The sequence below is a fragment of the Pseudomonas sp. GW821-FHT03C07 genome, from assembly GCF_059420925.1.
Window position 1 is genome coordinate 276802 of the sequence record NZ_JBWKUQ010000006.1, and the last position, 22364, is coordinate 299165.

Sequence of the window (22364 nt, forward strand, 5' to 3'; positions counted from 1 at the left end):
GCCTTGGACATGCGGAGCACTATAGTCCGGGCGCGTTGGCTGGAACAGTCGTCGATCGGGGGGATGCAAAAGTGTCAGCGCCGCCGGCACAGGGGGACGGTGACGGCGGCGCTGAACTCAATATGCCCGGATCCAGCGCACTCTCGTCGAGGCCTGGACCGCCCCGCCGCCGCCACCCGTGCTGGGCGGGGTGGTGGTGATGGTCTGGTCGCTGGTCACGCTCGAGACGTCGACGGCGATGCCGCCCTGGGAAATGGTGGTCGTGCTGGTGCCGTTGCCACCGCTGGAAAGCGCGCCCTTGATACTGGTGGTGGCCCCCGTGGTACTGACGAGACCGCCGAGGATGACGTTGCCGTATAGGGTCCAGCCGCTGCTGTTCAGCCCGCCGTTGGCTTCAATGGCGATGTTGCCGATGGGCAGGCCGCTGTGGCTGACGTTGGAGGCGTCGGTCCAGGTGGTCAGGGCCCCCGCTGTCTTGTCGCACAGGTTGGTCGGGTAGAACGACCCGCCGCACAGGTTGGTGTAGCCGGAGAAGTTCGGCGAGTACAACGGCACCATGCCGCTGCTGGTCAGGGTAACGTCGCCCTTGTTGTTATTGCTGCTGTTGCTGTTGCTGAGCACGGTATTGGTCAGCCGGGTCAGGCTCTGCACGCCATCGAGGGTGATATTGCCATCGAACCAGAGCACACCTGGCGGCATGGCCTTGATACCCGTAAAGGTCCAGCCGCTGCTGGGGGTCGCACTGCTGCCGCAACTGGTGTTGCCATAGTTGCAGATCATGAAGTTGGCGCCCAGCAGGGTGCGCATATCGGTTTTCGTGAGGTCATAGGGCCCCGCTGGCACTGCCGTGCCCGCGGAGGTTTTGACGTTCTGAATCGTCAGCGTCGGTGTGCTCCCGGAAAAAGCGAACACATAGTTGGCCTGGCTTTTCAGGGCCGTGACGTCCACCGTGGAGACGGTGATGTTGCAGTACGGCACGCCGGGCAGGCCGGGCGAGGCGCCGGCGACATTCTGCGTCAGGTTCGCCAGTGCCGTGCCGGTGTAGGTCGTGCCGTCCTGGTTGAGCAGCGTGCCGGCGATCTGGCTGGCCGCGCTGAATGACGGGGTATTGTATTGCTTCACGTTCAAATTTCCGCCGCCCTGGAACTGACCTACTGTCGCGGTGAGGATCGATACGTCGCTGTTGGCTTTGAGTGTGGTGTAGGTGCCGCTGAAGCCGGTGATCGCCAGGGTGTTGCCCCACAAGGTCCCGACGGTGCCGGTCAGGAAGTTGACGCCGCCGCCGTATACCGAGTTGTAGGTCAGCGAGATGCTGGCGGGCAGGGTGCCGGTCCCTGAGATCAGCACCGCGCCGGCCGTGGTACTGATGACCCCACTGGATTGGCTGACCTTGCTCAGGTCCAGGGTATAGACCGTGCCATCGGTGAGGGTGATCAGTGCGGTGCCGGTGCTGGCGGCGGTGATCGAGTTGTCGGTGTTTTTTGTGCCGCCGACCAGGGCGGTGCCGATCGTCGATCCGCCCGACAGCACATTGGCCTTGAACGCTCCCGCCGTGATCGCCACATAGCTGCCGCCGGACTGGGAGATGTTGATGGTCTTGGCCCCCACGGTCAGGTTGACCGGCTGGCTGCTGGAACTAAAGGTAAAGGTACCTTCGGTGTTGAGGGTTGCATTGTCCGCGATGCCACCGCCACTGAGGTTGATACCGCCCTTGGCGCAACCGGAGACATAGGCTTTCGAACCACTGGAAATGCTCAGCGTGCCCATCACGGCGATATTCGCCAGGGCCGTGCCGTTGGTGATCGACAGGCTGCCGCCGCTGTAGTTGAAGTCGCCGTTGAACTGCAAGGCTGGGGGCAGGGCCCCGTTGGTTGTGGTCGCGGGACTGGCCGGCGTCAGCACATAGACCACTTGTAGGGTGCTGGTCGCCAAGTTGTTGGTGGCGGTGATGTTGGCGGTTACCTGGGTGTTGGTGCTGCCAGGAAGTATCGTCGCTTTGAGTCCAGTGGCGCTGATGGGTAGGTCGCCCGCGGTGACGTTCAGGGTGCCATTCTGCAACTGCGCCTGCAAGTACTGACGCACCCATTCCACGCCGTTCCAGACTCGCGACTCCGCTGGCGAGGTGGCGTGTGCCGCCACCTGCTGTTGCTGGGCGCCGCGTATGCCGTACATCATCCCCAGGGCGGTCACGGTCAGGGCCATGCCGATGAACAGGATCATCAGCGTTGCGGCCATGCCACGTTGAGCGGTGCGCGACGATGTGGAAAACGATGAGGCTGGCATCGAGAGCTCGGCTAGGAAGTAGGCTTTTCGAAATTGATCAGACAGACCGTCGCCTTGCTTTTGACATAGGCGGGCTGAGGATCGGTGCTGTTCGGGTCCAGCGTGCTGTTATTGGCACTCAGGGTGACTTGCAGGCGATAGGCGGTGTTGATGGTGCGACCGTAGGGCCAGCAGGTGGCGAAGCCTACTGAAAACATCGTGGTGCCCTGGCCGGCTTCGATCAGCGTGGTGCTGGTCCAGGTGGTGGTGTTCCATTGCGTCGAGGCCTGGGTACAGCCGACCGCGCCCTTGAGGCTGACCAGGGCGCCGTTGATGACCACGAGCCCTGCGCAACTGGCTGTAGTCGCGGTGGAACTGGTCTGATAGGACCAGACAATGGCATTACCCGTGATGCCATTCGGTGCGGAACTGGTCAGGGTTGGAAAGCTGGTCTGGGCGGTGGCAGTGCCGGCCAGCGTGCCATTGGTCAGGGTGGCGCCGGAGAGCAGCACGAAGTAGTTGTCGATATCGGAGGTGGCGCGCGCGGTCGCGCTGCCGCTCCAGAAACCGCCATTCATCAGTTCTCGCTGGGCTGTCAACAGGCCTGATGCGATCTCTCCGTCCTGTCGAGCGCTCTGGATCGATGCCGCGGAAGTGTAGACCAGGTTTTTATACAACGAGAGCATGGCCAGTATGCTGAGCAGGGAAATGACCGTGCCGACCATCAGGCTGATCAGCGTGAAGCCACGCTGCTCGCTGCTCATGACTCGTCTCCCACGCGGATGATGCCGCCAAAAATGCTGCTGTCCGAGCTGCGTGTAGTGAGTACTACCGAACTCTGTTGCGGCCCGCCGGGGAGGGGGGTGGCGCTGGTACCAGCCGTGACGGCTGGGGCGCTGGTGCAGGTCGCTATGATCGGCAGGGTGGCTGTCTGGGTGGGGATGGAGACGACGAGCAAGGCGGCGTTGGTCGTGCACAACGACGCGCCGTTCTGCTCCAGCAGACTGCGCATCTGGGCGACCACGATATTTTCCAGTTTCATGTCCCGCTGGCTTACCGCCGCCCGCGACGCGGCATAGGTGATGCCCAGGCCGACAATCGCCATCAGCAGGATACCAATCAGTGATTCGAGCAGCACGTCGCCCCGTTGTCGCTTCGAGGCCAGCTTATATAATCGGGACATCGACTGAACTCTCGCTGCCGGCCGTGACTTGAATGGTGCTGGTGGTGCACGAGCCGGAGCTGACTGCAAAACCTCGGTTGTTGAAGGCGATGCAGACCAGATCGACACCGCCAGTCTGGATCACCGCGGCGTTCGGAAGCGAGGTGCTCCAGATCTGCGTGGTCGCAGTACAGTCGATGGCGCTGGAAAGGCTGTACAGCCTGAGGTTCTGCCCGGAGCGGCACAGTACGGCAGCGGGCGCGGAGTCCTGCATTTTACCCTGGTTGCGCAGGGCGATTGCCTTGGCGCGGCTGATCCCTTGTTTCAAGAGGCCGGCGGCATCGCGCTGATAACCACTGTTGGTCCATGACTGGGTCAAGGGCATCCCCACGAACAGCAAGAGGCCGAACAGGGTGATGGTAATCATCAACTCGATCAGGGTGAAGCCGCGACTGTTCATTACAGCCAGCCGCCGTTATACGAGCTGCAGGAAGCGATGTTGCGATTATTGCCTTGATCCAGCGTGATGACGCAGCCATTGACACTGCCGCTGCTACCCGTTGCGGTCACGGTATAAGTTGTGGCGGTGGAGCTGATGGAGTAGCTGAACAGGCTGGACTGGCTGGGTTGCCAGCCTGACGACGGGGCGGTGCAGGGTGTAGGGTTGCCAATCAGTGCGCACTGGATCGAGGTTATGCCGCTGGCCGTCGAGACCGGGTAGGCCAACTGTTTCTGATAGTAGTTTTCCAGATTGAGGCTCAGCGCGACGAGGTCGGCCTGGGCCGCCTTGATATCGCTCTTGGTGATGTAGCTAGTGTAGGCCGGAAGCGCAATGGCGGCGAGGATCGCGACGATGGCGACGGTGATCATCATTTCGATCAGGGTGAATCCCGATTGTTTTCTGGCGTGGTTCATAGACATTTGATTAGCGCGTCCCCGTGACCCTGTAGTCAGGTCGCATTATGACATCAGTGAGTCGCACTTCGGTGACCGGATCAGGGTGACTGGTCGGATCTGCAGAGCATTTCATCGTCGGTGTTGTCCCGGGCCCCGTTAGCCTCATCAATTATTCGTCGGCTTGCGCTGATATTGACCGAACATAAGCGAGCAATAAGCAGGCCCATGCTCGGTCGGCTTCAGTAGTTTTTGGCTCGACCCGAGGGGGTCACGCCATCGCCAACTGGACCACCTTGAAAATCACCATGCCCATGGCGACAACCAGGTAACCGCGCAGCACCCCCATCCAGATCCGATTGCGTTGCGACAGGACCATGGGCTTGAGCTTGTTCAGCGCTGGCATGCGCCAGGAGTTCATCATTTCCTGGGTGAAAGTGCTCGCCTTGTCGGTCAGGCCGGCCTTGTCCACGGCTTCGCGGGCATGCAGTACGTTGACCGCGATGGCGATGACCAGGCCGACGATACCGCCGCCGATCAGAATATCGGTGATGGTTTCACCGGACATGTCCGGGAACGCCACGGCCGAGGTCAGGACCACGGACAACAGCACCAGTATCGCGACGATGACCGCGGTCACCACATTGGTGAAGCGCTTGTTCACCCAGGGGCCGAGCACTTCCTTGTCATTACACAGTAGCAGCAGGAACACCGTGGCGCTGGGCAGTAACACGCCGGCCAGGGTCTGTACCGCGTTGGTCAGCAGGCCCAGCGGTACGCCGGGGATCAGCACCAGGGCCGCGGCGACGGCGATCAGGCCGCAGTACATCAGGTAGAAGCCCTTGGCGTCGCCGGGCTTGCGGTGCAACGAGTGCTTGAGGCTCAGGACATCGCCCAGTGCATAGGCGGTCGACAGCGACACCGCCATGGCGCCGATGATACTGGCGTCGATCAGTGCGACCGCGAACAACACACCCGGCAGGCGCCCGTGGTACTTGGCGATACCGGCGGCGATGGCGCCGGCGTCAGTGAAGTTGCCGAACTCCGGGTGGCCGACGAAAACCTGCGCGGTGAAGGCAATCATCGCCACCGCCCCGATCACCACCATGGCGATGCCCAGCCACAGGTCGGCGCGTTCGTACTTGATGAAGCGCGGGGTGATGCGCTTGTCGATCACGTAGCTTTGCTGGAAGAACAACTGCCAGGGCGCCACGGTGGTGCCGACAATCCCGATGATCAGCAGCAGCACCTCCGACAGCTTGCCGTCAGCCGGCAGTTGCGGGGTGAAGAAGTCATGGGCGACCTGCGTCATCGGTGGGTGGATCATCACGAAAATCGGCACCAGCAGCAGGCTGCCGAAGACCAGGATCAGGGCGAACCGCTCGAAGCGTCGGAAATTGCCCGTGCATGCCGCCAGCATGATGAACACCGCGGCCAGGCACACGCCGGCCACCTTGGGCACGCCGAGGAAATCCATCCCCAGGCTGATACCGATGAATTCGGTGACGATGGTCAGGGCGTTGAGGATAAACAGGTCGATGGCGCTGAACGCGCCCCAGAACTTGCCGAAGCGGTCGAGGATCAGGCGGGCATGGCCGACACCGGTCACCACGCCCAGGCGCAGGACCATCTCCTGGTTGACGTAGAGCACCGGGATCAGCAGGGCCAGGGTCCACAGCAGCAGCGTGCCGTAGTTCTGGCCGGCTTGGCCGTAGGTGCTGAACGCCCCGGCGTCGTTGTCGCCGACCATCACGATCAGGCCCGGGCCGAGGATGGCCAGCAGGGTTTTGAGGCGATGCATCCAGCCGTTGCGTGGGGCGATATCGTCATGGCGGATGGTGCCGAAGGCTCCGCGGATATCGCCGATGTGGGCGCTGTCGAGAACAGCGGATTGTGCATTCAAGTTGGACATGGTGAGTTCCTCCAAAGCGTGGCATTGGCAGCCGCTTTTTGGTTTCCCACGGACAGGCGAGCATGGGTCTTCCTTCTCCTGGCCACAGTCCGTGGGCGTTGCTGGAGACGAAATGACAGGCATTCCTGGCGTTACGGGAAGCGCAAATAAATTGGGTATTCAACCGCTGACCGAGGTCGGTCCGGGTTGCTTGGAGGTCACACGGAAGGGAACTGCATAAAGCGCGGGGCGTTCGAGCGGGGGGAGATCAACCAGGGTCAGTCCTACCTGCCAGGCGGCACCATTCCAGTCAGTGTGACCGGCCTACTAGAGCTGGGGTCCATGGGAGTTCTCCGTGGTTATTTGCGCTAATGTAACAAAATGTGAGGAAAGGTGGTGAGTGAAAATTTATGAAACTTTTATAGGGAGCAACAACGGGTCGAGAGGCTCCTTGAGGGCCGCAGAGCCGGTTCTTGTTGTTTTGCATCGGTGATGCAGGTGCCTTCTTGTGCCTGCACGCGGCAGGCATGGATTCAGAACTGCTCGGCTTCCAGCCCGAACAACGACGCACTGCCTGCGCGAATGCTTTGTTCCAGACTCAGGATGCGCGGCAGCAAGCGGCTGAAGTAGAACTGCGCGGTGGCCCGTTTCGCCCCGTAAAACCCTTGATCCTCGTCGTGCTTGTCTTGCGCGACCTGGGCCATGCGCGCCCAGAGATAGGCGTAGGCGACATACCCCAACAAGTGCAGGTATTCGACGCAGGCGCTGCCGATGATATTGGGGTTGTGCGCGGCCTGCTCCCGCAGCCAGTCGCTGAGGCTTTCCAGGCGTTGCACCGCGTCCAGCAGGTCATTGCTGTAGGCCGCGCCGGGCCGTTCGGCATAGTCGCGAATCTCGGCGGTGAACAGGCGCAGGGCGACCCCACCGTTGCCCACCACCTTGCGGCCCAGCAGGTCGAGGGCCTGGATGCCGTTGGTGCCTTCGTAGATCTGCGCGATGCGCACGTCCCGCACCAACTGTTCCTGGCCCCATTCGCGGATATAGCCGTGGCCGCCGAAGATTTGTTGGCCGTGGATGCAGCTGTCCAGGCCAGTGTCGGTGAAAAATGCCTTGGCCACCGGGGTCAGCAGGGCGACCAGGGCCTCGGCGTTGTGCCGTTCATCAGGCTGCTCGGAGAACTTGGCCAGGTCCAGTTGCTGGCCGACATAGCTGGCGAACGCGCGGCCGCCTTCGGTCATGGCCTTCATGCTGAGCAGCATGCGCCGTACGTCGGGGTGGACGATGATCGGGTCGGCGGCCTTGTCCTTGGCCACCGCCCCGCTCGGGGCACGGCTTTGAAGGCGTTCGCGGGCGTAGGTCCGGGCGTTCTGGTAGGACGTTTCCGCGCACCCGATACCCTGGATGCCGATGGACAGGCGCTCGTAGTTCATCATGGTGAACATCGCCGCCAGGCCCTTGTTGGCCTCACCGATCAGCCAGCCGCTGGCGCCGTCGAAGTTCATCACGCAGGTGGCGGAGGCCTTGATGCCCATCTTGTGTTCGATCGAGCCGCAACTGAGCGCATTGGCGGCGTCCAGATTGCCGTCGGCATCGACGAGGATTTTCGGCACCAGGAACAGCGAGATGCCTTTGGGGCCCGGTGGTGCATCCGGCAGCTTGGCCAGCACCAGGTGGATGATGTTCTCGGTCAGGTCCTGTTCGCCGCCGGTGATAAAGATCTTGCTGCCACTGATGCGGTAGCTGCCGTCGACCTGGGGTTCGGCGCGGGTGCGGATCAGTCCCAGGTCGGTGCCGGCATGGGCTTCGGTCAGGCACATGGACCCGGCCCAGCGGCCTTCGTACATCGGCGGCAGAAAGCGCTCTTTCAATGCCTGGGTGGCATGGGCGTCGATGGCCAGGCAGGCCCCGGAAGTCAGTGCCGAATAGAGGGCGAAGCTGGAGTTGGCGCCGTAGAGCATTTCCTCGAATTGCACGGCGAGCATCTTCGGCATGCCCATGCCGCCGAATTGCGGGTTGCCGCTGAGGCCGACCCAGCCGCCCTCGATATAGGTGGCATAAGCTGCCTTGAAGCCTTTCGGGGTGCTGACCTGGCCGTTGTGCCACTGGGCGCCTTCTTCGTCGCCGCTGCGGTTGAGCGGGGCGATCAGGTTACCGGTGACCTTGGCCGCTTCTTCAAGAATCGCATCGGCGGTCTCGGCGTCGACGGTCTCGGCCAGGGCCGGCAGGCGCGCCCAGAGCTGGCGGGCATTGAAGACTTCATGCAGTACGAAGCGCATGTCGCGCAGGGGCGCGTTGAACTCGGGCATGGCGGGAAACATCCTGCAAATAGGGAATGGAAACACGGCGCGGCGGCGCCATGGGCAATGCGCGTCACCCCAGGCGTCGGCAACACCCTGGGTCGATAGGTAAAGGCTAGAGGTTTTTCGCCATATCGCGCAGGACGAACTTCTGGATCTTGCCGGTCGAGGTCTTGGGCAACTGGGTGAAGACCACGCTGCGCGGTACTTTGAAACCGGCCAGGTGTTCGCGACAGAAGGCGATGATCTCGGCTTCACGCACATCCTGATGATGGGCCTTGAGGGTGATGAAGGCGCACGGCGTTTCCCCCCACTTTTCATCCGGACGGGCCACCACCGCGGCTTCCAGCACCGCCGGATGGCGATAGAGCACGCCTTCGAGTTCGATGGTGGAGATGTTCTCGCCGCCGGAGATGATGATGTCCTTGAGCCGGTCGCGGATCTCCACGTAACCGTCCGGATGGGTCACCGCCAGGTCGCCGGTGTGGAACCAGCCGCCTTCGAAGGCTTCGGCCGTGGCGCTGGGGTTCTTCAGGTAGCCCTTCATCACCGTGTTGCCGCGCATGAAGATTTCGCCGATGGTCTGGCCATCGGCGGGGACCGGCTCCAGGGTTTTCGGATCGGCCACCATCAGACCTTCGAGGGTCTGGTAGCGCACGCCCTGGCGCGCCTTGACCTGCGCCCGCCCTTCCAGCGGCAGTTCATCCCAGGCCTCATGCCAGGCACAGATGGTCACCGGGCCATAGACCTCGGTCAGGCCGTAGACGTGGGTGACCTTGATGCCCATGGCTTCCACGGCGCCAATCACCTTGGCCGGTGGGGCGGCGCCGGCGACCAGGGCGTTGACCGGATGATCGATTGCCGCCTTGGCCGACTCGGGCATGTTGACCAGGGCGTTGAGTACGATTGGCGCGCCGCTCAGGTGGGTGATCTGGTGTTCGCGGATCAGGTTGAGGATCTTCTGCGGGTCGACCCGGCGCAGGAACACATGCACCCCGGCCATCGCGGTCACTACCCAGGGATAGCACCAGCCGTTGCAGTGGAACATCGGCAAGGTCCAGAGGTACACCGGGTGGTTGCCCATGCTCCAGATCATCTGGTTGCCGAGAGAACTGAGATAGGCGCCGCGATGGTGATAGACCACGCCCTTGGGGTTGCCGGTGGTGCCGGAGGTGTAGTTCAGGGCAATGGCTTGCCATTCGTCCTGCGGCCACTGCCAGTCATAGGCCGGATCGCCCTCGGCCAGCAGCGCTTCATAGTCCAGGTCGCTGACGGCCTGGCCTTCGCCGTATTCCGGGTCATCGACATCGATCACCAGCGGCGGGTGGTCGAGCATGCCGATGGCGGCCTGTACCACGTCATGGAACTCGCGGTCGGCGATCAGCACCTTGGCTTCGCCATGGGCGAGCATGAAGGCAATGGCTTCGGCATCCAGGCGCACGTTGAGGGCGTTGAGCACCGCGCCGATCATTGGCACACCGAAGTGGGCTTCGAGCATGGCCGGGATATTCGGCAGCATCACCGCCACCGTGTCATTGCGGCCGATGCCGCGCCCGGCCAGCGCCGAGGCCAGGCGTCGGCAGCGCGTGTAGGTCTGGGCCCAGGTGCGGCGGATCGAGCCGTGGATCACGGCGGGGTAGTCGGGGTAGACCTTGGCAGTACGCTCGATAAAACCGAGTGGAGACAGGGCAATATGATTGACGGCAGTTGGCGCGAGGCCTTGCTCGTAGATGGACATGGTTCGGGTACCCGGTGGCTGATTATTAGCTCTATGTCCGAGGTGCTCGGTCTTTACCGATCCCCTCGATGACTTATCCGGGGTGTTTTATATAATGTTTGTGGATTGATATGGAAGTACTACCTGAGTTGTATAGTATATCTACTATAAGAATTTCAAGGTTCAAATCATGACCGCAATACTGCCCATAAAGTCGCGATTGGCCCGGCCTTTCTCCAGGCGGGGGCCGCGATGACGTCCGCCGCCATTGGTCTGGCGCAGGGTTCGCCGTTACTGGACCACGATCCGCAGCCGAGCCTGCTGCTCGATGCCCGGGCCCGACCGCTGGAGCTCAACAGGGCGTTGCTGGCGTTGCTCGAACAACTACCGCTAGCTGATGCGGTGAGCTTGTTGCCGGTCAATCACCAGCCGCTGGTACGCGCCTGCCTGGACCAGCAACGGGCCATCGAAGGTGTCGAGGCGCAATTCGAGCAGCGGATCCTGGTCTGGACCTTTATTCCCGACCCGCAGGAAAACCGTGTGCTGGCGCGCTGTCGCGAAGCCACCGCGCAGATCCTTGCCGAACGCGAGTCGGCCACGGCCAGGCGTCTCTACCGCCTGATCACGGAAAACACCACCGACCTGATTTCCCGGCATACCCCCGACGGCTGTTTTCTCGATGCGTCCCCGGCGTCCTCGACCTTGCTCGGTTACTGGCCCGAAGAGTTGCGCGGTCGCCTGGCCCACAGCCTGTTCCACCCGCAGGATCTGGCCGGCCTGGTACACCGTACCCGTGACGCCCTGGAGCAGGACGGTTATCACACCATGACCTATCGCATCCGCCATCGCGATGGCCATTACCGTTGGTTCGAGACCGCCTGCCGGGCGATTCGCGAAACCTACACCGGGTCGGTGGTGGAAGTGGTCAGTGTGTCGCGGGACATCACCGCCCGGGTCCAGGCCGAGGAAAACAAGCACCGGCTGGCGGAGGTGGTGGAAGCCAACCCTGACCCGGTGTTGTTCATCGAGCCCCGTGGCGCTGTCACTTATCTCAACCCGGCGGCCCGGCGCACGCTCAAGTTCGCTGAGCAGGCGACGATGCCGAGCCTGGACGAATTTCTGGCCGCCGATGTGCTCGCGGCGCTGCAGCGCGAGGGCTGGAGTCGTGCCGAACGGGATGGTCGCTGGAGCATCGAGGCTCGTCTGCAACCCCTCGATGGTGGAGCCTCGGTGCCGGTGTCGTTGATGCTGCTGGCGCATCGCTCGGCCAGTGGTGAACGCTTCTACTCCCTGGTCGCTCACGACCAGAGCGAGCGCGAATTGCGCGAAGCCCAGCAGCGTCATCACCAGGATGAACTGGCCCACACCGCACGGCTGGTGACCCTGGGCGAGCTGGCCTCGGGCATTGCCCACGAGATGAATCAGCCGTTGGCGGCGGTGGTCAATTACGCCAGTGCCAGCCAGCGTTATTTGCAGGCCATGGACAGCAATCCGCAGGCCGTCGAGCGGGTGGCCCAGGGCCTGGAGCGCATCGCCGTGCACGCCAATCACGCCTCCGAGGTGATCAAGCGGCTGCGCGCGTTTCTGCGCAAGGGGCGGCGGCGCATGGAGGCCCTGGATATCAGCGAAGTGGCTCGCGAGACGGTGCGTTTGTGTGCCTGGGAAGCCAGTGCCTGCCAGGTGACGATCGAGGAGCGCCTGCCGGATAATCTGCCGCCGGTTTATGCCGACCGGGTGCTGCTGGAGCAGGTATTGCTCAATCTGTTGCGCAATGCCATCGATGCCAACCGCGAGGTGCATCCGCGGCAAGCCTCGCGAATTATTCTGGCGACCGAGCGCGGCCTGGATGGTGGCGTGGAGGTGAGTGTCAGTGACCAGGGCCCCGGTGTTTCCTTGGCGCAGTTGGAACTGATCTTCACCCCGTTCTACACCAGCAAGGCCAACGGCCTGGGCCTCGGGCTATCGATGAGCCGCAGCATCATCGACGGCTTCGGTGGCGAGCTGCAGGCACAGCCCATGGCCAGCGGTCTGCGGATGCGCTGCCGCTTGCCAGCGCAATAATGCGTCGGCCGAAAAAAATAACAACAGGAGTAACGCAATGGTGAGTGTGGCGCAGCAGCTGGTCTATGTGGTCGACGATGACCAGGGCATGCTCGACTCGACGGTCTGGCTGCTGGAGTCGGTCGGCCTCAAGGCGCTGCCCTTCACCAGTGGGCGGGACTTTCTCGACGCCTGCGATGCCCGGCTCAATGCCTGTGTGCTGCTGGATGTGCGCATGCCGGGCATGGGTGGTTTGAATGTGCAGGAAGAGATGAGGGCGCGGGATATCCGCTTGCCGGTGATCTTTGTCAGTGGCCATGCCGATGTACCGATCGTGGTGCGGGCGTTCAAAGCCGGTGCTCACGACTTTATCGAAAAGCCCTATAACGAACAGTTACTGCTCGACAGCGTGCAGCAGGCCTTGAGCCGGGCCGATGACAGCCAGAGCCTGAGCGAGGGGCAGGCGCGGGTCCAGGCTCGGCTGGATAGTTTGACCCCGCGAGAGCGTGATGTGCTGTTGCCGCTGGTGCAGGGCTACGCCAACCGGGAAATCGCCGAGCAGTTGGGGGTCAGTGTGAAGACCATCGACCTGTATCGCTCCAGGGTCATGAAACGCATGGCGGCGCAGAACCTCCCGGATCTGGTGGGGATGGTGATTGCGGTGGGGTTGGTGGATCCGTTGAAGTTGCGTTGAGCTGTCAGGAGACGCTCGTTGCAATCAAATCCCTCGCGATTATCTGACAGTGCTCCCTGCGTTCATTACAGCGCTGACCATTGATGCGTGGACCGTCATCATTGGGTTCACCGCTGTAGCGCTCCGCTATTTCATGCAGCACCTGAGTGACGAGTCCACCGTCACTCAGTGAGGTGCAAGTCTCCACGATGGGCGATATGGATCTTGTTGCCATCCGGGTCACGAAGGTAGGCACCGTAGTAGCCGTCGCCATAGTGAGGCCGAGGCCCCGGTGCGCCTTCGTCGACTCCGCCGCTATGAAGACCTGCGGCATAGGCTGCATCCACGACTTCCTGAGAGGGTGCAGAGAAAGCCAGCATGCTGCCGTTGCCAGGGGTTGCCGGCATGCAGTTATAGGGCGAATAGACGTAGAACCGAGGCAAGGTGCGATCAGGCATGACCCAGCAAGCGGCGGCTGGGCCTCCGTCAGGCGTGACCGTGCGCCGGCGCAGGCCCAACGGAATCAAAACCGCGTCGTAGAAGGCGGCGGCCTTGTCGAGATTGTTTGTTCCGACAGTCACATGGCTGAACATTTCGGCTCCTTCGAAGGTGTTGGTTTCAAGAGTATCGCAATCCCACTCTTCAAGGGCGCAGCCATCTCCTGGACGTCTCGCTTTAGTGATTATTGTTTTCACGGTGAGGTTGGGCAACTACGCCAGTTTGGCCACCTGCTGGGCGATCCAAGTCACTTCAACCCGTACCGCACACCGCGTCCGCTGCCGTGCTGCTCCAGATGGTTTCGCTCGGTCAGGCTGTCGTCGTTCGGTGTCGGGTGTCAGCCAAGGAGCTGTTCAGTCAGGGCTTCAAGGCGTCACATTGGCTGCGCAGGTCGCTGTTGGAGATCGAAAGGCAGCTACCGTGACCGGTCTTGGCGTAGCAATAGGCTCGCTGGTCACTGTCGGAGATCGAAAGGCAACTGCCATTGCCGGTTTCCGCATCGCAGGCACTGCGCAAGTTGCCATTGGAGATGGAAAGACAGCTGCCATGACCGGTCTTGGCGTAGCAATAGGCACGCTGGTCACTGTCGGAGATCGAAAGGCAACTGCCATTACCGGTTTCCGCATAGCAGGCACTGCGCAAGTCGCCGTTGGAGATGGACAAACAGCTACCCTGACCTGCCTTGGCATAACAATAGCTACGCTGATCACTATCCCCGATGCTGAGGCAGTCGGCATAGGCGTAACCACTCAACATCAACAGCATTGCAATGATGACTCTCATCACACCCTTCCATGATTTGCCAGGAAACAGCCTGGTACTGTTGGGTCAATATGTTTCAGCGCCACAGGTGCGCTATCAAATTGACACTATCATGGGGAAAAGTTCCCTTGAGTATTCCTGGAGACTCTTGACATGGCGCTTGTGCTCTACGGTCATCCCTTCTCGTCGTACACACAAAAAGTGCTTATCGCGCTCTACGAAAACGCGACCCTCTTCGAGTTCCGCTGTCTCGGACCGGACACACCGCAGCACTCGGCCGAATGGTTGCGACGCTGGCCGCTGCGCAAGTTTCCGTTGCTGGTGGACGGCGAGCGCAACGTAGTCGAAACCAGCATCATCATCGAGTACCTGCAACTCGTGCATCCAGGGCCGGTGCACTTGCTGCCCGGGGACCCGATGGCCGCGCTGGATGTGCGCTTCCTCGACCGTTTCTTCGATCTGCACGTAATGAGCCCGGTGCAGCACGCGGTAAGCGGTGCGCTGACGGGCGATCCGGTGAGGCGTCAGGAAGGGCTGGCGCTTGCTGAGCAAAAGCTGGAACTTGCCTATGCGTGGCTCGAAGGGCAGCTTACCGGCAGGATTTGGGCCGCAGGTGCGGACTTCACACTGGCGGACTGCGCGGCCGCACCGGCGCTGTTCTACGCGGATTGGACACACCGGATTTCCGAGGCATTTCCCGTGCTCCGCGCGTACCGCGCGCGGTTGCTTGGCCGACCGTCCTTCGCCCGGGCGGTGGAGGAGGCACGGCCGTTCCGTCCGCTGTTCCCGCTCGGGGCGCCCAATCGAGACTGAAATACACAGATGTTCACCATTGTCATGGCGATAGGGCCAGACCAAAGCAGAGATGGATACACCGGCCTGCTGTTTGGCATGTCCTGCCAAGGTCTCTGCCCAGGCAGCCGCGGCGCTGCTCTTCGCTGCCCCGGTGAAAAGGGCTCTGCCTGGTACCCAAGCCATCGTATACTCGCCACATCAAACAATTATTCTTCTTTCCCTCACCACTGCGGCTTCTCCAGTTCCACCGTACGACTTGAAGTCACTTTTTGATACAGTGTTAATGCTGTTATCCCATGGGTCCCAGTATGTGACAGACGAAACTGAGAGATCATGACCCAGTATAACTACAAAGTGGCCTTTGCTGAAGACCATTACTCCTTTAAAGGTATGGAGAGAATCAAAGAAAAGCTCGTATCGATCAAAATAATGCATTTCCCTAACAATCTTATAACTTATTAGCTGCGATGGCGACGTTGGTGTTGCTGGTGACGATTGCCCCGATGACGATGACGGCCCCGACACTGGCGTTGGCGTTGGCACTGCTGGTGACGATTGCCATGATGACGATGAAGGCCCCGACACTGGCGTTGGCGTTGGCACTGCTGGTGACGATTGCCATGATGACGATGAAGGCCCTGACACTGGCGTTGGCGTTGGCGTTGGCGCTGCTGGTGACGAATGCCATGATGACGATGAAGGCCCCGATACTGGCGTTGGCACTGGCACTGCTGGTGACGATTGCAATGATGACGATGAGGGTGAATTAGTCGAAGGAATCAGAACATGGTGATCAAAAGAGGTATGAGAGAAGTAATCACTGTTCATCTTTTGAATTAATGTCTTCCATTGGGATGCATCAATGCCGTCCTTTTTAGCATATCCCGGAAAATAGTTAATGATGGTTTGCTCTGTGACATTAAAGCCATTAATGCGCATCAGTACAGACATACACGCGGCCCAGCAGCTGTAATCTTGCGACTGAAACGTCAACCCACTACATGTGGCAGAAAATTCTTGAGGCGTGATTCCCGCATATGGCATAACCTATCTCCATGCTGGTATGTGGTCATTAGCGAAATTCGTTGAGTATTCCAAAAGCTGATTGCAGCTTGCTTAACCAGTTACGGCGACCTTCGTGCTATGGATGTAAGTAACGCAAATGCTTTTAGAGCAGAGCCCATTGTAGACCGCTTTCAAGGTAGCATCAGGGGCGGGCCAGGCACGGCCGTTCCGTCCGCTGCGATTAAAATTCATTGCAACTGCGCCAGCTTCGCCTCCACGGCATCGTCAAAAATGATGTAGAGCGCTTCGATATCGGCTGGTCGCAAGCGCTTGGCACTTTCCAGGCCGCCGATCCATTCAATCTGAATGGCCCTTTCAGCCTCCACGTCCGCAATGGTGCTGGCGGCATTGAAGGCCCGGACCAGGTCGCTGACGGGGTCCCGGATGGGTTTTGGAAGTCGTAACAGGTCGAGCCTTTCTTGTGGCATGTTTTCCTTAACCGATTGAATTTCATGGTTAATATTGATTTTTATGTGAAATAAAAATTGGAATATCTTTCGAAATTACACGCCACTGTAACACCCATTTGAACTCGATCTGATAACCGATCGCCTGTCCGCGCAAGGCGCTGGTCCTTGGGATACAACGCCCCCTCACGCAGCCTCGACCCCACGCTGTGTAAGCGTTGCAACAATGCTTTCAGCACCTTGGCCATCTCATGATCTGGCGCACCTTGGCGTAAAGATCTCTATCGGTTTGTCTGCCAGCTTGTGGCGTTTTTTGAGGGTTATACGACCTTTACGCCATCAGCGGGCTGTTTCCATAATTTGCCCAGGAAATCGAGCGCAGACATGCGCATAACCGTGATGACGCCGTGACCTTTCGGCTTGACCAATCACGAGGCAGAGAAGGGGACAGAAGATGAGGCTCAAGAACAAATCGGTTTTGATCACCGGCGGTACCAGTGGTATCGGGCTCGCCACCGCCAGGCTCTTCATTGCAGAAGGCGCGCGGGTCGCGGTTACCGGTCGCGATGTTGCTGTATTTGAGCGCGTGCAGGCCGAGCTGGGCGAGACCGCGCTGGTGCTCCAGGGCGACGTGCGTTCGCTCAAGGATATGCGGGCGATTGCCGCCGAGGTGAAAGAGCGGTTCGGCGCTCTGGATGTCGTGTTTGCCAACGCCGGTCGAGCATTCCCGTCGGCACTCAACGACATCGACGATGACCTCTATGACGAGATCATGGATATCAACGTCAAGGGCGTGGTGGTCACGCTTCAGGCGGTGCTGCCGGACTTGCGCGAGGGCGCTTCGGTCATTCTCAACACATCCTTCGTCGCGCAGACCGGCAAGCATGGCATCTCCTTGACCGCAGCGGCGAAGGCGGCCGTGCGATCACTGGCGCGCAGTTGGTCATACGAGTTCCTTGACCGGAAAATCCGCTTCAACGCGATTGCGCCCGGCGCGATGGACACGCCCCTGATCAGCAAGTGGGGTATGTCCGCTGAGTGGGTTCGCGAGCGTAAGGCCGAGTTCGCCCAGGCGGTTCCGGTGGGTCACATGGGCAAGGCCGAGGACATTGCGTATGCGGCGCTCTATCTCGCCAGCGACGAATCCTCCTATGTGGTCGGCACCGAACTGGTGGTCGATGGCGGAGCCTCGCAACTTTAAAGGAGAAATTATCGTGACCGACAATAGCGAAAACAACGCCGCCGGCGAGCGTCCACTCAGTACGGGGAGTTCCCGCCGCGATGTGCTCAAGTTCGGCGGCATCGTCACCCTCGGCTCCATCCTCGGCGGCGGAGCCCTGCTTGGCCGTGCCGCTCCGGCTCTCGCGCAGGCCGGCAGCGGTGGAGAACTGGCCGCGAACGAACCGCTGAATATTTTGATCGTGAATTACGACGGCGGCACGCTGCTTGATTTCGCCGGCCCCAGCGAGATTTTTCACCGGCTACCGAATACCAAGGTTCGTTATGCGAGCCTCAATGGCGGCAACGTGACCCTCGAATTCGGGGTCGTGTATGGCAACACTGAGCGACTGGCCGACATTGAGAGGACTGACCTGCTCCTGGTCCCTGGCGGTTCTGACTTGTCGGCGCCGATGCGGCCGGAGTACCAGGCACAGATCCGGCGCCTGGCTGAAAGCGCCAAGCATATTACGTCGGTCTGCAATGGATCGCTCGTGCTCGCCGCCACGGGTATTCTCAAGGGCAAGCGCAGCGCCTGCCATTGGGCCTTCGTCAACAAGCTGACTGAGTACGGAGCTATCGCTGTTCCGGATCGCTTCGTAGAGGACGACAACGGCCGGTTCATGAGCGGCGGCGGCGTGACGGCGGGCATCGACTTCGCGCTTCGTGTTGCCGCGAAGCTGCGCGGTCAACAGGCCGCCGAATTCACGCAACTCGTGATCGAATATGACCCCGCTCCGCCGTTCCATTCCGGTCATCCCAGGGACGCTCGGCCAGAAGTCATCGCGATGGTCGACAAGGAACTGCCCGGCGCGTCCAGGGGGCTCGCTCGCATACCCGGCGTTCGCTGAAACGTCGGCAGGCCATGTTGGCTGCACCTGCCCAATCGGGTGCAGCCCTCTCCATTCAAGTCAATATCGGAAATCACCAGATGCGACAGATCCGTCTTTGTGCGGCTGCCCTTGCAGTCGGCTTCTCCTTTTTCGCCTTTACCCTGCCGGCCACTGCCGGTGACCCGCAGCATCCGCCCGAAGCGGCTATCAAGGCCGAGAATGCACGATGGGCGCAGGCCTTCGGGCGAGGTGACTATGAGGCGATAGGTCGCCTCTATACGGCAGATGGCGCTCTCTTGCCGCCCGGGGGCGACAGGGTCAGCGGAGCCCGCGCGATCACCGAATACTTCGCCAAGGGCTATGCCGGATCTGCGCCTGGCAGCGTATCTTTCAGCAATTACGAGTTCTACGGTGACGATCAGGCGGTTACCGAGGTTTCGGATGCCGAGGTCCGTGATCACAGTGGAGCGCTCAAGTTTCGCGGTAAACAGATCCTGATCTTCCTGAAGCAGGGGGGCGTCTGGAAGCTGCACCGCGACATGTGGAGTGATTACGGTCCGCTGAAACCTGACGCTCGTTGAGCGCCCGGGTCTGACCGCAGTGGCCCGGGTGGCCACTGACTGCGCCACGCGTGCTGATGGGGCGTCGATCTATCCGCGCTCAGCGTTCAATCTGCTCTCGCGGCGGACCGATTGCGGCGGATGTCCATGCAGTTTGACGAAGGCCCGGCGCATCCGTTCCGGATCGGTGAACCCCACCGCCAGGGCAATCTGTTCGATCGGTTCACTACCATCGCGCAGGCGCAGGCACGCCGCTTCAACGCGCAAGCGCTCGACCGCCTTGGCGGGCGTTTCACCCGTTTCCCGGCGAAAGGCTCGTCCGAATTGTCGCAGGCTCAATCTGGCCGCCTCGGCGAGTCGCTCGACAGGTAGCGCTTCAGCCAGATGTTCCCGGGCAAAATTCAGCGCAATGCGGATGCGATCCGACTCCGGCTCCATTTGTGACATGGCGGAGAATTGCGACTGACCGCCTGGTCGACGATAGGGCACGACCAGCAGCCTGGCGGTATCCCGCGCGACTTCCGTGCCCATATCCCGTTCGATCATGGCGAGTGCCAGGTCGATGCCGGCGGCGATGCCCGCGGATGTCCAGATATGTCCGTCCGCTATATAAATACTGTTCCCCCCGACTTTGATGCCAGGGAAGCGCGACTGCAATTGAGCGGCGTACAGCCAGTGCGTCGTGGCCCGGCGTCCGTCCAGCAGGCCGGTTTCCGCCAGCAGAAACGCCCCCGTACACACGCTTCCCACCCGCGAGGCCTTGGCCCCCAGCTTCTTGGCGGCGGCGATGTTTTCCGCTGCCCGCATCGGCTCGATATCGCCACCAATGAACAGGATGGTGTCAAACCTGCGCCTGCCTGCCGGCTGGGTCTCGATCGGAAGACCGGCATTGCCCAGCACTGATCCTCCCGCCTGCGAGATGACCTGGAGATCATAGGGGGTATGGCCAGCGGCGGTGACCACCTGATTGAACGCCGAAAGGGGGCCGGCAAGATCAAGAGCATCATGGCCATGGCAAACGAAGAATCCGATTCGATGCATGATGAGGTCACTCAAAATCCGGGAGGGCGTATTTTGCGGGAAACCCTCGGATAGCGCCATGGCAAGTCAGTCGCGCTGCGTCACGTTTCCCCCGGTCAGTCGATCGTAGGAAGGACGAACCTTTCACTGAACGTAAGATTGACCCCTATGAGCGGTCCGCCGGTTTGCTGGAGTCGGCGGCATCTTTCCTGAAAGCGCGGAATGAGCAAGGCGGCGAGCGCGCCCGATAGATATGCCCACACCATCGGCAACAAGGTGCGGCGACTCAGCGGTTCTTCAGCCTCCTGCTTAGGGCAAAGCGTCGCGCTTGGCGAAGATGCCTGCCATTTCCGCCGCGTTCTCGGTCCCCCAGGTGCACAGCGGGACGATCGCCTCAGCCAGGCTGCGACCGAGCGGGGTCAGCGCGTAGTCCACACGTGGCGGCACCTCCTTGTAGTCGGTCCGCGCCAGCACGCGGTCGGCTTCCAGATCCTTCAATTGCTGGATCAGCACCTTGTCGCTGACGCCCGGGATCAAACGCTTGAGCTCGCCGTAGCGCTTCGGGCCATCGCGCAGAAAAAACAGGACCAGCGGTTTCCACTTGCCCGAGATGATGCGCAGCGTGGCGTTCAGCCCACAACCGGTATCGCAGATTTCAGAAGTCGTCGTCATTTTTTGATACTTACCAAAAGGTGCATACTTGTCCTTAGGTTATCAGGACCGCATCCTTGTCTTCAAGCAAGCAGTTTCCTGCTTGCGTAGAACTCCTACGAAGGATGCACGACATGACCAGACTGAATGGAAAGACCGCTGTGATCACCGGTGGTGCTACCGGCATCGGCCGCGCCGCGGCAAAGCGCTTCATCGAAGAGGGCGCCTTCGTCTTTATCTTCGGCCGTCGGCAGGACGCGCTCGACTTCGCTGTGGCCGAGCTCGGGCCCAATGCCCGTGCGGTGAAGGGCTCGGTCTCCGATCTGGACGACCTCGATCGACTCTACGCGGCGGTGAAAGCCGAGCGCGGAACCCTCGACATCGTCTTCGCCAATGCCGGGGCGGGAAGCCAGCTTGCGCTCGGCAAGATCAGCGCCGAGCACATTGACGAAACCTTCGACACCAATGTGAAGGGCACGATCTTCACGGTCCAGAAGGCGCTGCCGCTGATGGGCCCGGGCGGCTCGATCATCCTGACCGGATCGAGCGCCGGCACCACGGGCGCTCCGGCATTCAGTGTCTACAGCGCGAGCAAGGCGGCAGTGCGCAACCTCGCACGGACCTGGGCGGAGGACCTGAAGGGTACGGGCATTCGAGTAAACGTGCTGTCGCCCGGGCCGACGGCGACCGATCTCGCGAAGGAGGCGTTGGGCGAGGAGGGCATGAAGGTTTTCGCCGCGATGACTCCGTTGCAGCGCATGGCCGATCCGGCGGAGATCGGAGCGGCGGCGGCCTTTCTCGCATCGTCGGACAGCAGCTTTATGACCGCCAGCGAGCTCGCCGTTGACGGCGGCCTGGCGCAACTCTGACGCGTCACGCCCGAGCGGGCGCTCCATTCGAATATTCGGAGCACCGTAGGGCGTGCTGAACCCAAGGAGAATATATGAGCTACGCAATTATCGGCTTCGGCAAACTCGGCCAGGCCCTGGCCAAGGCGTTTGCCCGCAAGGGTATCGAAGTATCCGTTGCCACCACGCGTGACCCGGAAAGCTTTGCATCCGCCGCGGCCGCTATCGGATCCGAGATTATTCCCAATACACTGGCGGAAGCGGTCAAGGCGGACATCATCTTTTTGGCTGTCCGTTACGAGTCGCACCGGGATGTCGCGAAGGCGCTGCCGACTTGGAAGGGCAAGACCATCATCGATGTGACCAATGCCTACGGCGTGTCCCCTGAGGCGCTGGGAGGTCAGCCTTCTTCCAAGGTCGTCGCGCAGGCTTTCACGGGTGCAAGACTGGTCAGGGGCTTCAACCACCTGGTCGCTAGCGTCCTTGACCAGGATCCGGCTGTAAAGGGTGGCAGGAGAGTCGTGTTCCTGGCGAGCGACGATGATGGCGCCGCCGCGGAGGTAGGTACGCTTGCGGAACAGCTCGGGTTCTCGCCGATCAAACTGGGTGGACTTTCGGAAGGTGGGCTGCTTGTGCAGGCGCGCGGAAATAGCTGGGGTCAACTGATCTTCAAGGACTTGGTCAAGTTCGATGGATGAGTCGGGGTTGCGAGTTTTGATGCGATCCTGCTTGGTCTCACGGTCACGCCATCGATCTGGTGCTCTTCAATCC

22 protein-coding genes are annotated in these 22364 nt (G+C 61.0%); 9 read left to right on the forward strand and 13 right to left on the reverse strand.

What is annotated here, in order from left to right; translation table 11 throughout:
- Positions 1 to 117: 117 nt before the first annotated feature.
- The 8 genes from AC07VG_RS14780 to AC07VG_RS14815 all read right to left on the reverse strand — a co-directional run bounded on the left by AC07VG_RS14780 (position 118) and on the right by AC07VG_RS14815 (position 10244).
- Positions 118 to 2283, reverse strand: a complete 2166-nt coding sequence (locus AC07VG_RS14780; protein WP_495021412.1) for a beta strand repeat-containing protein — start codon at positions 2281 to 2283, stop codon at positions 118 to 120.
- 11 nt (positions 2284 to 2294) lie between these two features.
- Positions 2295 to 3026 carry a PilW family protein gene (locus tag AC07VG_RS14785; RefSeq protein WP_495021413.1) on the reverse strand — a complete coding sequence of 244 codons (732 nt, stop codon included), beginning with the start codon at positions 3024 to 3026 and terminating at the stop codon, positions 2295 to 2297.
- Positions 3023 to 3445, reverse strand: coding sequence for a hypothetical protein (locus AC07VG_RS14790; protein ID WP_495021414.1), 423 nt, complete (start codon positions 3443 to 3445; stop codon positions 3023 to 3025). Before AC07VG_RS14790 ends, AC07VG_RS14785 begins: the two co-directional genes overlap by 4 nt.
- Complete coding sequence (locus tag AC07VG_RS14795; protein WP_495021415.1) at positions 3429 to 3884, reverse strand: pilus assembly FimT family protein; 456 nt, start codon at positions 3882 to 3884, stop codon at positions 3429 to 3431. The genes AC07VG_RS14790 and AC07VG_RS14795 overlap by 17 nt, the downstream gene beginning before the upstream one ends.
- Positions 3884 to 4345: a type IV pilin protein gene (locus AC07VG_RS14800; protein WP_495001347.1), complete on the reverse strand. Its 462-nt coding sequence runs from the start codon at positions 4343 to 4345 to the stop codon at positions 3884 to 3886. Before AC07VG_RS14800 ends, AC07VG_RS14795 begins: the two co-directional genes overlap by 1 nt.
- 244 nt (positions 4346 to 4589) lie before the next feature.
- Positions 4590 to 6230, reverse strand: a complete 1641-nt coding sequence (locus AC07VG_RS14805; RefSeq protein WP_495021416.1) for an Nramp family divalent metal transporter — start codon at positions 6228 to 6230, stop codon at positions 4590 to 4592.
- 512 nt (positions 6231 to 6742) lie between these two features.
- Positions 6743 to 8515 (reverse strand): acyl-CoA dehydrogenase C-terminal domain-containing protein, encoded by a 1773-nt coding sequence (locus tag AC07VG_RS14810; RefSeq protein ID WP_495021417.1) that lies wholly within the window; start codon positions 8513 to 8515, stop codon positions 6743 to 6745.
- A gap of 106 nt (positions 8516 to 8621) precedes the next feature.
- Positions 8622 to 10244 (reverse strand): acyl-CoA synthetase, encoded by a 1623-nt coding sequence (locus tag AC07VG_RS14815; protein ID WP_495021418.1) that lies wholly within the window; start codon positions 10242 to 10244, stop codon positions 8622 to 8624.
- A gap of 231 nt (positions 10245 to 10475) precedes the next feature.
- Between AC07VG_RS14815 and AC07VG_RS14820 the strand changes: the two genes are divergently transcribed.
- A complete protein-coding gene (locus tag AC07VG_RS14820; RefSeq protein WP_495001351.1) occupies positions 10476 to 12284 on the forward strand; it encodes a PAS domain-containing sensor histidine kinase in 1809 nt (602 codons plus the stop codon).
- A 37-nt stretch (positions 12285 to 12321) separates the two neighbouring features.
- On the forward strand, positions 12322 to 12957 hold the full coding sequence (locus AC07VG_RS14825) for a response regulator transcription factor (protein WP_495001352.1): 636 nt from the start codon (positions 12322 to 12324) through the stop codon (positions 12955 to 12957).
- Between the two features lie 161 nt (positions 12958 to 13118).
- On the opposite strand, the gene AC07VG_RS14830 is transcribed toward AC07VG_RS14825, so the two are convergent.
- Together AC07VG_RS14830 and AC07VG_RS14835 are read right to left on the reverse strand one after the other, a co-directional pair.
- Positions 13119 to 13529, reverse strand: a complete 411-nt coding sequence (locus AC07VG_RS14830) for a VOC family protein (protein WP_495001353.1) — start codon at positions 13527 to 13529, stop codon at positions 13119 to 13121.
- A 262-nt stretch (positions 13530 to 13791) separates the two neighbouring features.
- Entirely contained in the window at positions 13792 to 14217 is a 426-nt protein-coding gene (locus tag AC07VG_RS14835) for a hypothetical protein (protein WP_495001354.1), read from the reverse strand.
- Positions 14218 to 14349: 132 nt separating this feature from the next.
- Here AC07VG_RS14835 and AC07VG_RS14840 point away from each other — a divergent pair, with 132 nt between their 5' ends.
- Both AC07VG_RS14840 and AC07VG_RS14845 read left to right on the forward strand, forming a co-directional pair.
- Positions 14350 to 15009, forward strand: coding sequence for a glutathione S-transferase family protein (locus AC07VG_RS14840; protein ID WP_495021419.1), 660 nt, complete (start codon positions 14350 to 14352; stop codon positions 15007 to 15009).
- A gap of 461 nt (positions 15010 to 15470) precedes the next feature.
- Positions 15471 to 15761 (forward strand): hypothetical protein, encoded by a 291-nt coding sequence (locus AC07VG_RS14845; RefSeq protein WP_495021420.1) that lies wholly within the window; start codon positions 15471 to 15473, stop codon positions 15759 to 15761.
- Positions 15762 to 16244: 483 nt separating this feature from the next.
- Here the strand turns inward: AC07VG_RS14845 and AC07VG_RS14850 are convergent, their stop codons facing one another.
- Positions 16245 to 16484: a hypothetical protein gene (locus AC07VG_RS14850; protein WP_495001357.1), complete on the reverse strand. Its 240-nt coding sequence runs from the start codon at positions 16482 to 16484 to the stop codon at positions 16245 to 16247.
- A 433-nt stretch (positions 16485 to 16917) separates the two neighbouring features.
- Between AC07VG_RS14850 and AC07VG_RS14855 the strand changes: the two genes are divergently transcribed.
- Genes AC07VG_RS14855 through AC07VG_RS14865 form a run of 3 tightly spaced genes read left to right on the forward strand, consistent with a single transcriptional unit; the run spans position 16918 to position 19095 of the window.
- Entirely contained in the window at positions 16918 to 17664 is a 747-nt protein-coding gene (locus tag AC07VG_RS14855) for an SDR family oxidoreductase (RefSeq protein WP_495001358.1), read from the forward strand.
- Between the two features lie 13 nt (positions 17665 to 17677).
- Complete coding sequence (locus AC07VG_RS14860; RefSeq protein WP_495021421.1) at positions 17678 to 18532, forward strand: DJ-1/PfpI family protein; 855 nt, start codon at positions 17678 to 17680, stop codon at positions 18530 to 18532.
- Positions 18533 to 18546: 14 nt separating this feature from the next.
- Positions 18547 to 19095, forward strand: a complete 549-nt coding sequence (locus tag AC07VG_RS14865) for a YybH family protein (RefSeq protein WP_495021422.1) — start codon at positions 18547 to 18549, stop codon at positions 19093 to 19095.
- A gap of 69 nt (positions 19096 to 19164) precedes the next feature.
- On the opposite strand, the gene AC07VG_RS14870 is transcribed toward AC07VG_RS14865, so the two are convergent.
- On the reverse strand, positions 19165 to 20115 hold the full coding sequence (locus AC07VG_RS14870; protein WP_495021444.1) for a GlxA family transcriptional regulator: 951 nt from the start codon (positions 20113 to 20115) through the stop codon (positions 19165 to 19167).
- 288 nt (positions 20116 to 20403) lie between these two features.
- Positions 20404 to 20766, reverse strand: a complete 363-nt coding sequence (locus tag AC07VG_RS14875; RefSeq protein WP_495001361.1) for a winged helix-turn-helix transcriptional regulator — start codon at positions 20764 to 20766, stop codon at positions 20404 to 20406.
- A 113-nt stretch (positions 20767 to 20879) separates the two neighbouring features.
- On the opposite strand from AC07VG_RS14875, the gene AC07VG_RS14880 reads away from it, so the two are divergent.
- Both AC07VG_RS14880 and AC07VG_RS14885 read left to right on the forward strand, forming a co-directional pair.
- A complete protein-coding gene (locus tag AC07VG_RS14880) occupies positions 20880 to 21614 on the forward strand; it encodes an SDR family NAD(P)-dependent oxidoreductase (RefSeq protein WP_495001362.1) in 735 nt (244 codons plus the stop codon).
- Between the two features lie 74 nt (positions 21615 to 21688).
- The gene (locus tag AC07VG_RS14885; protein WP_495021423.1) at positions 21689 to 22291 is read left to right on the forward strand and encodes an NADPH-dependent F420 reductase; all 603 of its coding nucleotides are present in this window, start codon (positions 21689 to 21691) and stop codon (positions 22289 to 22291) included.
- The last annotated feature ends 73 nt before the right edge of the window (positions 22292 to 22364 follow it).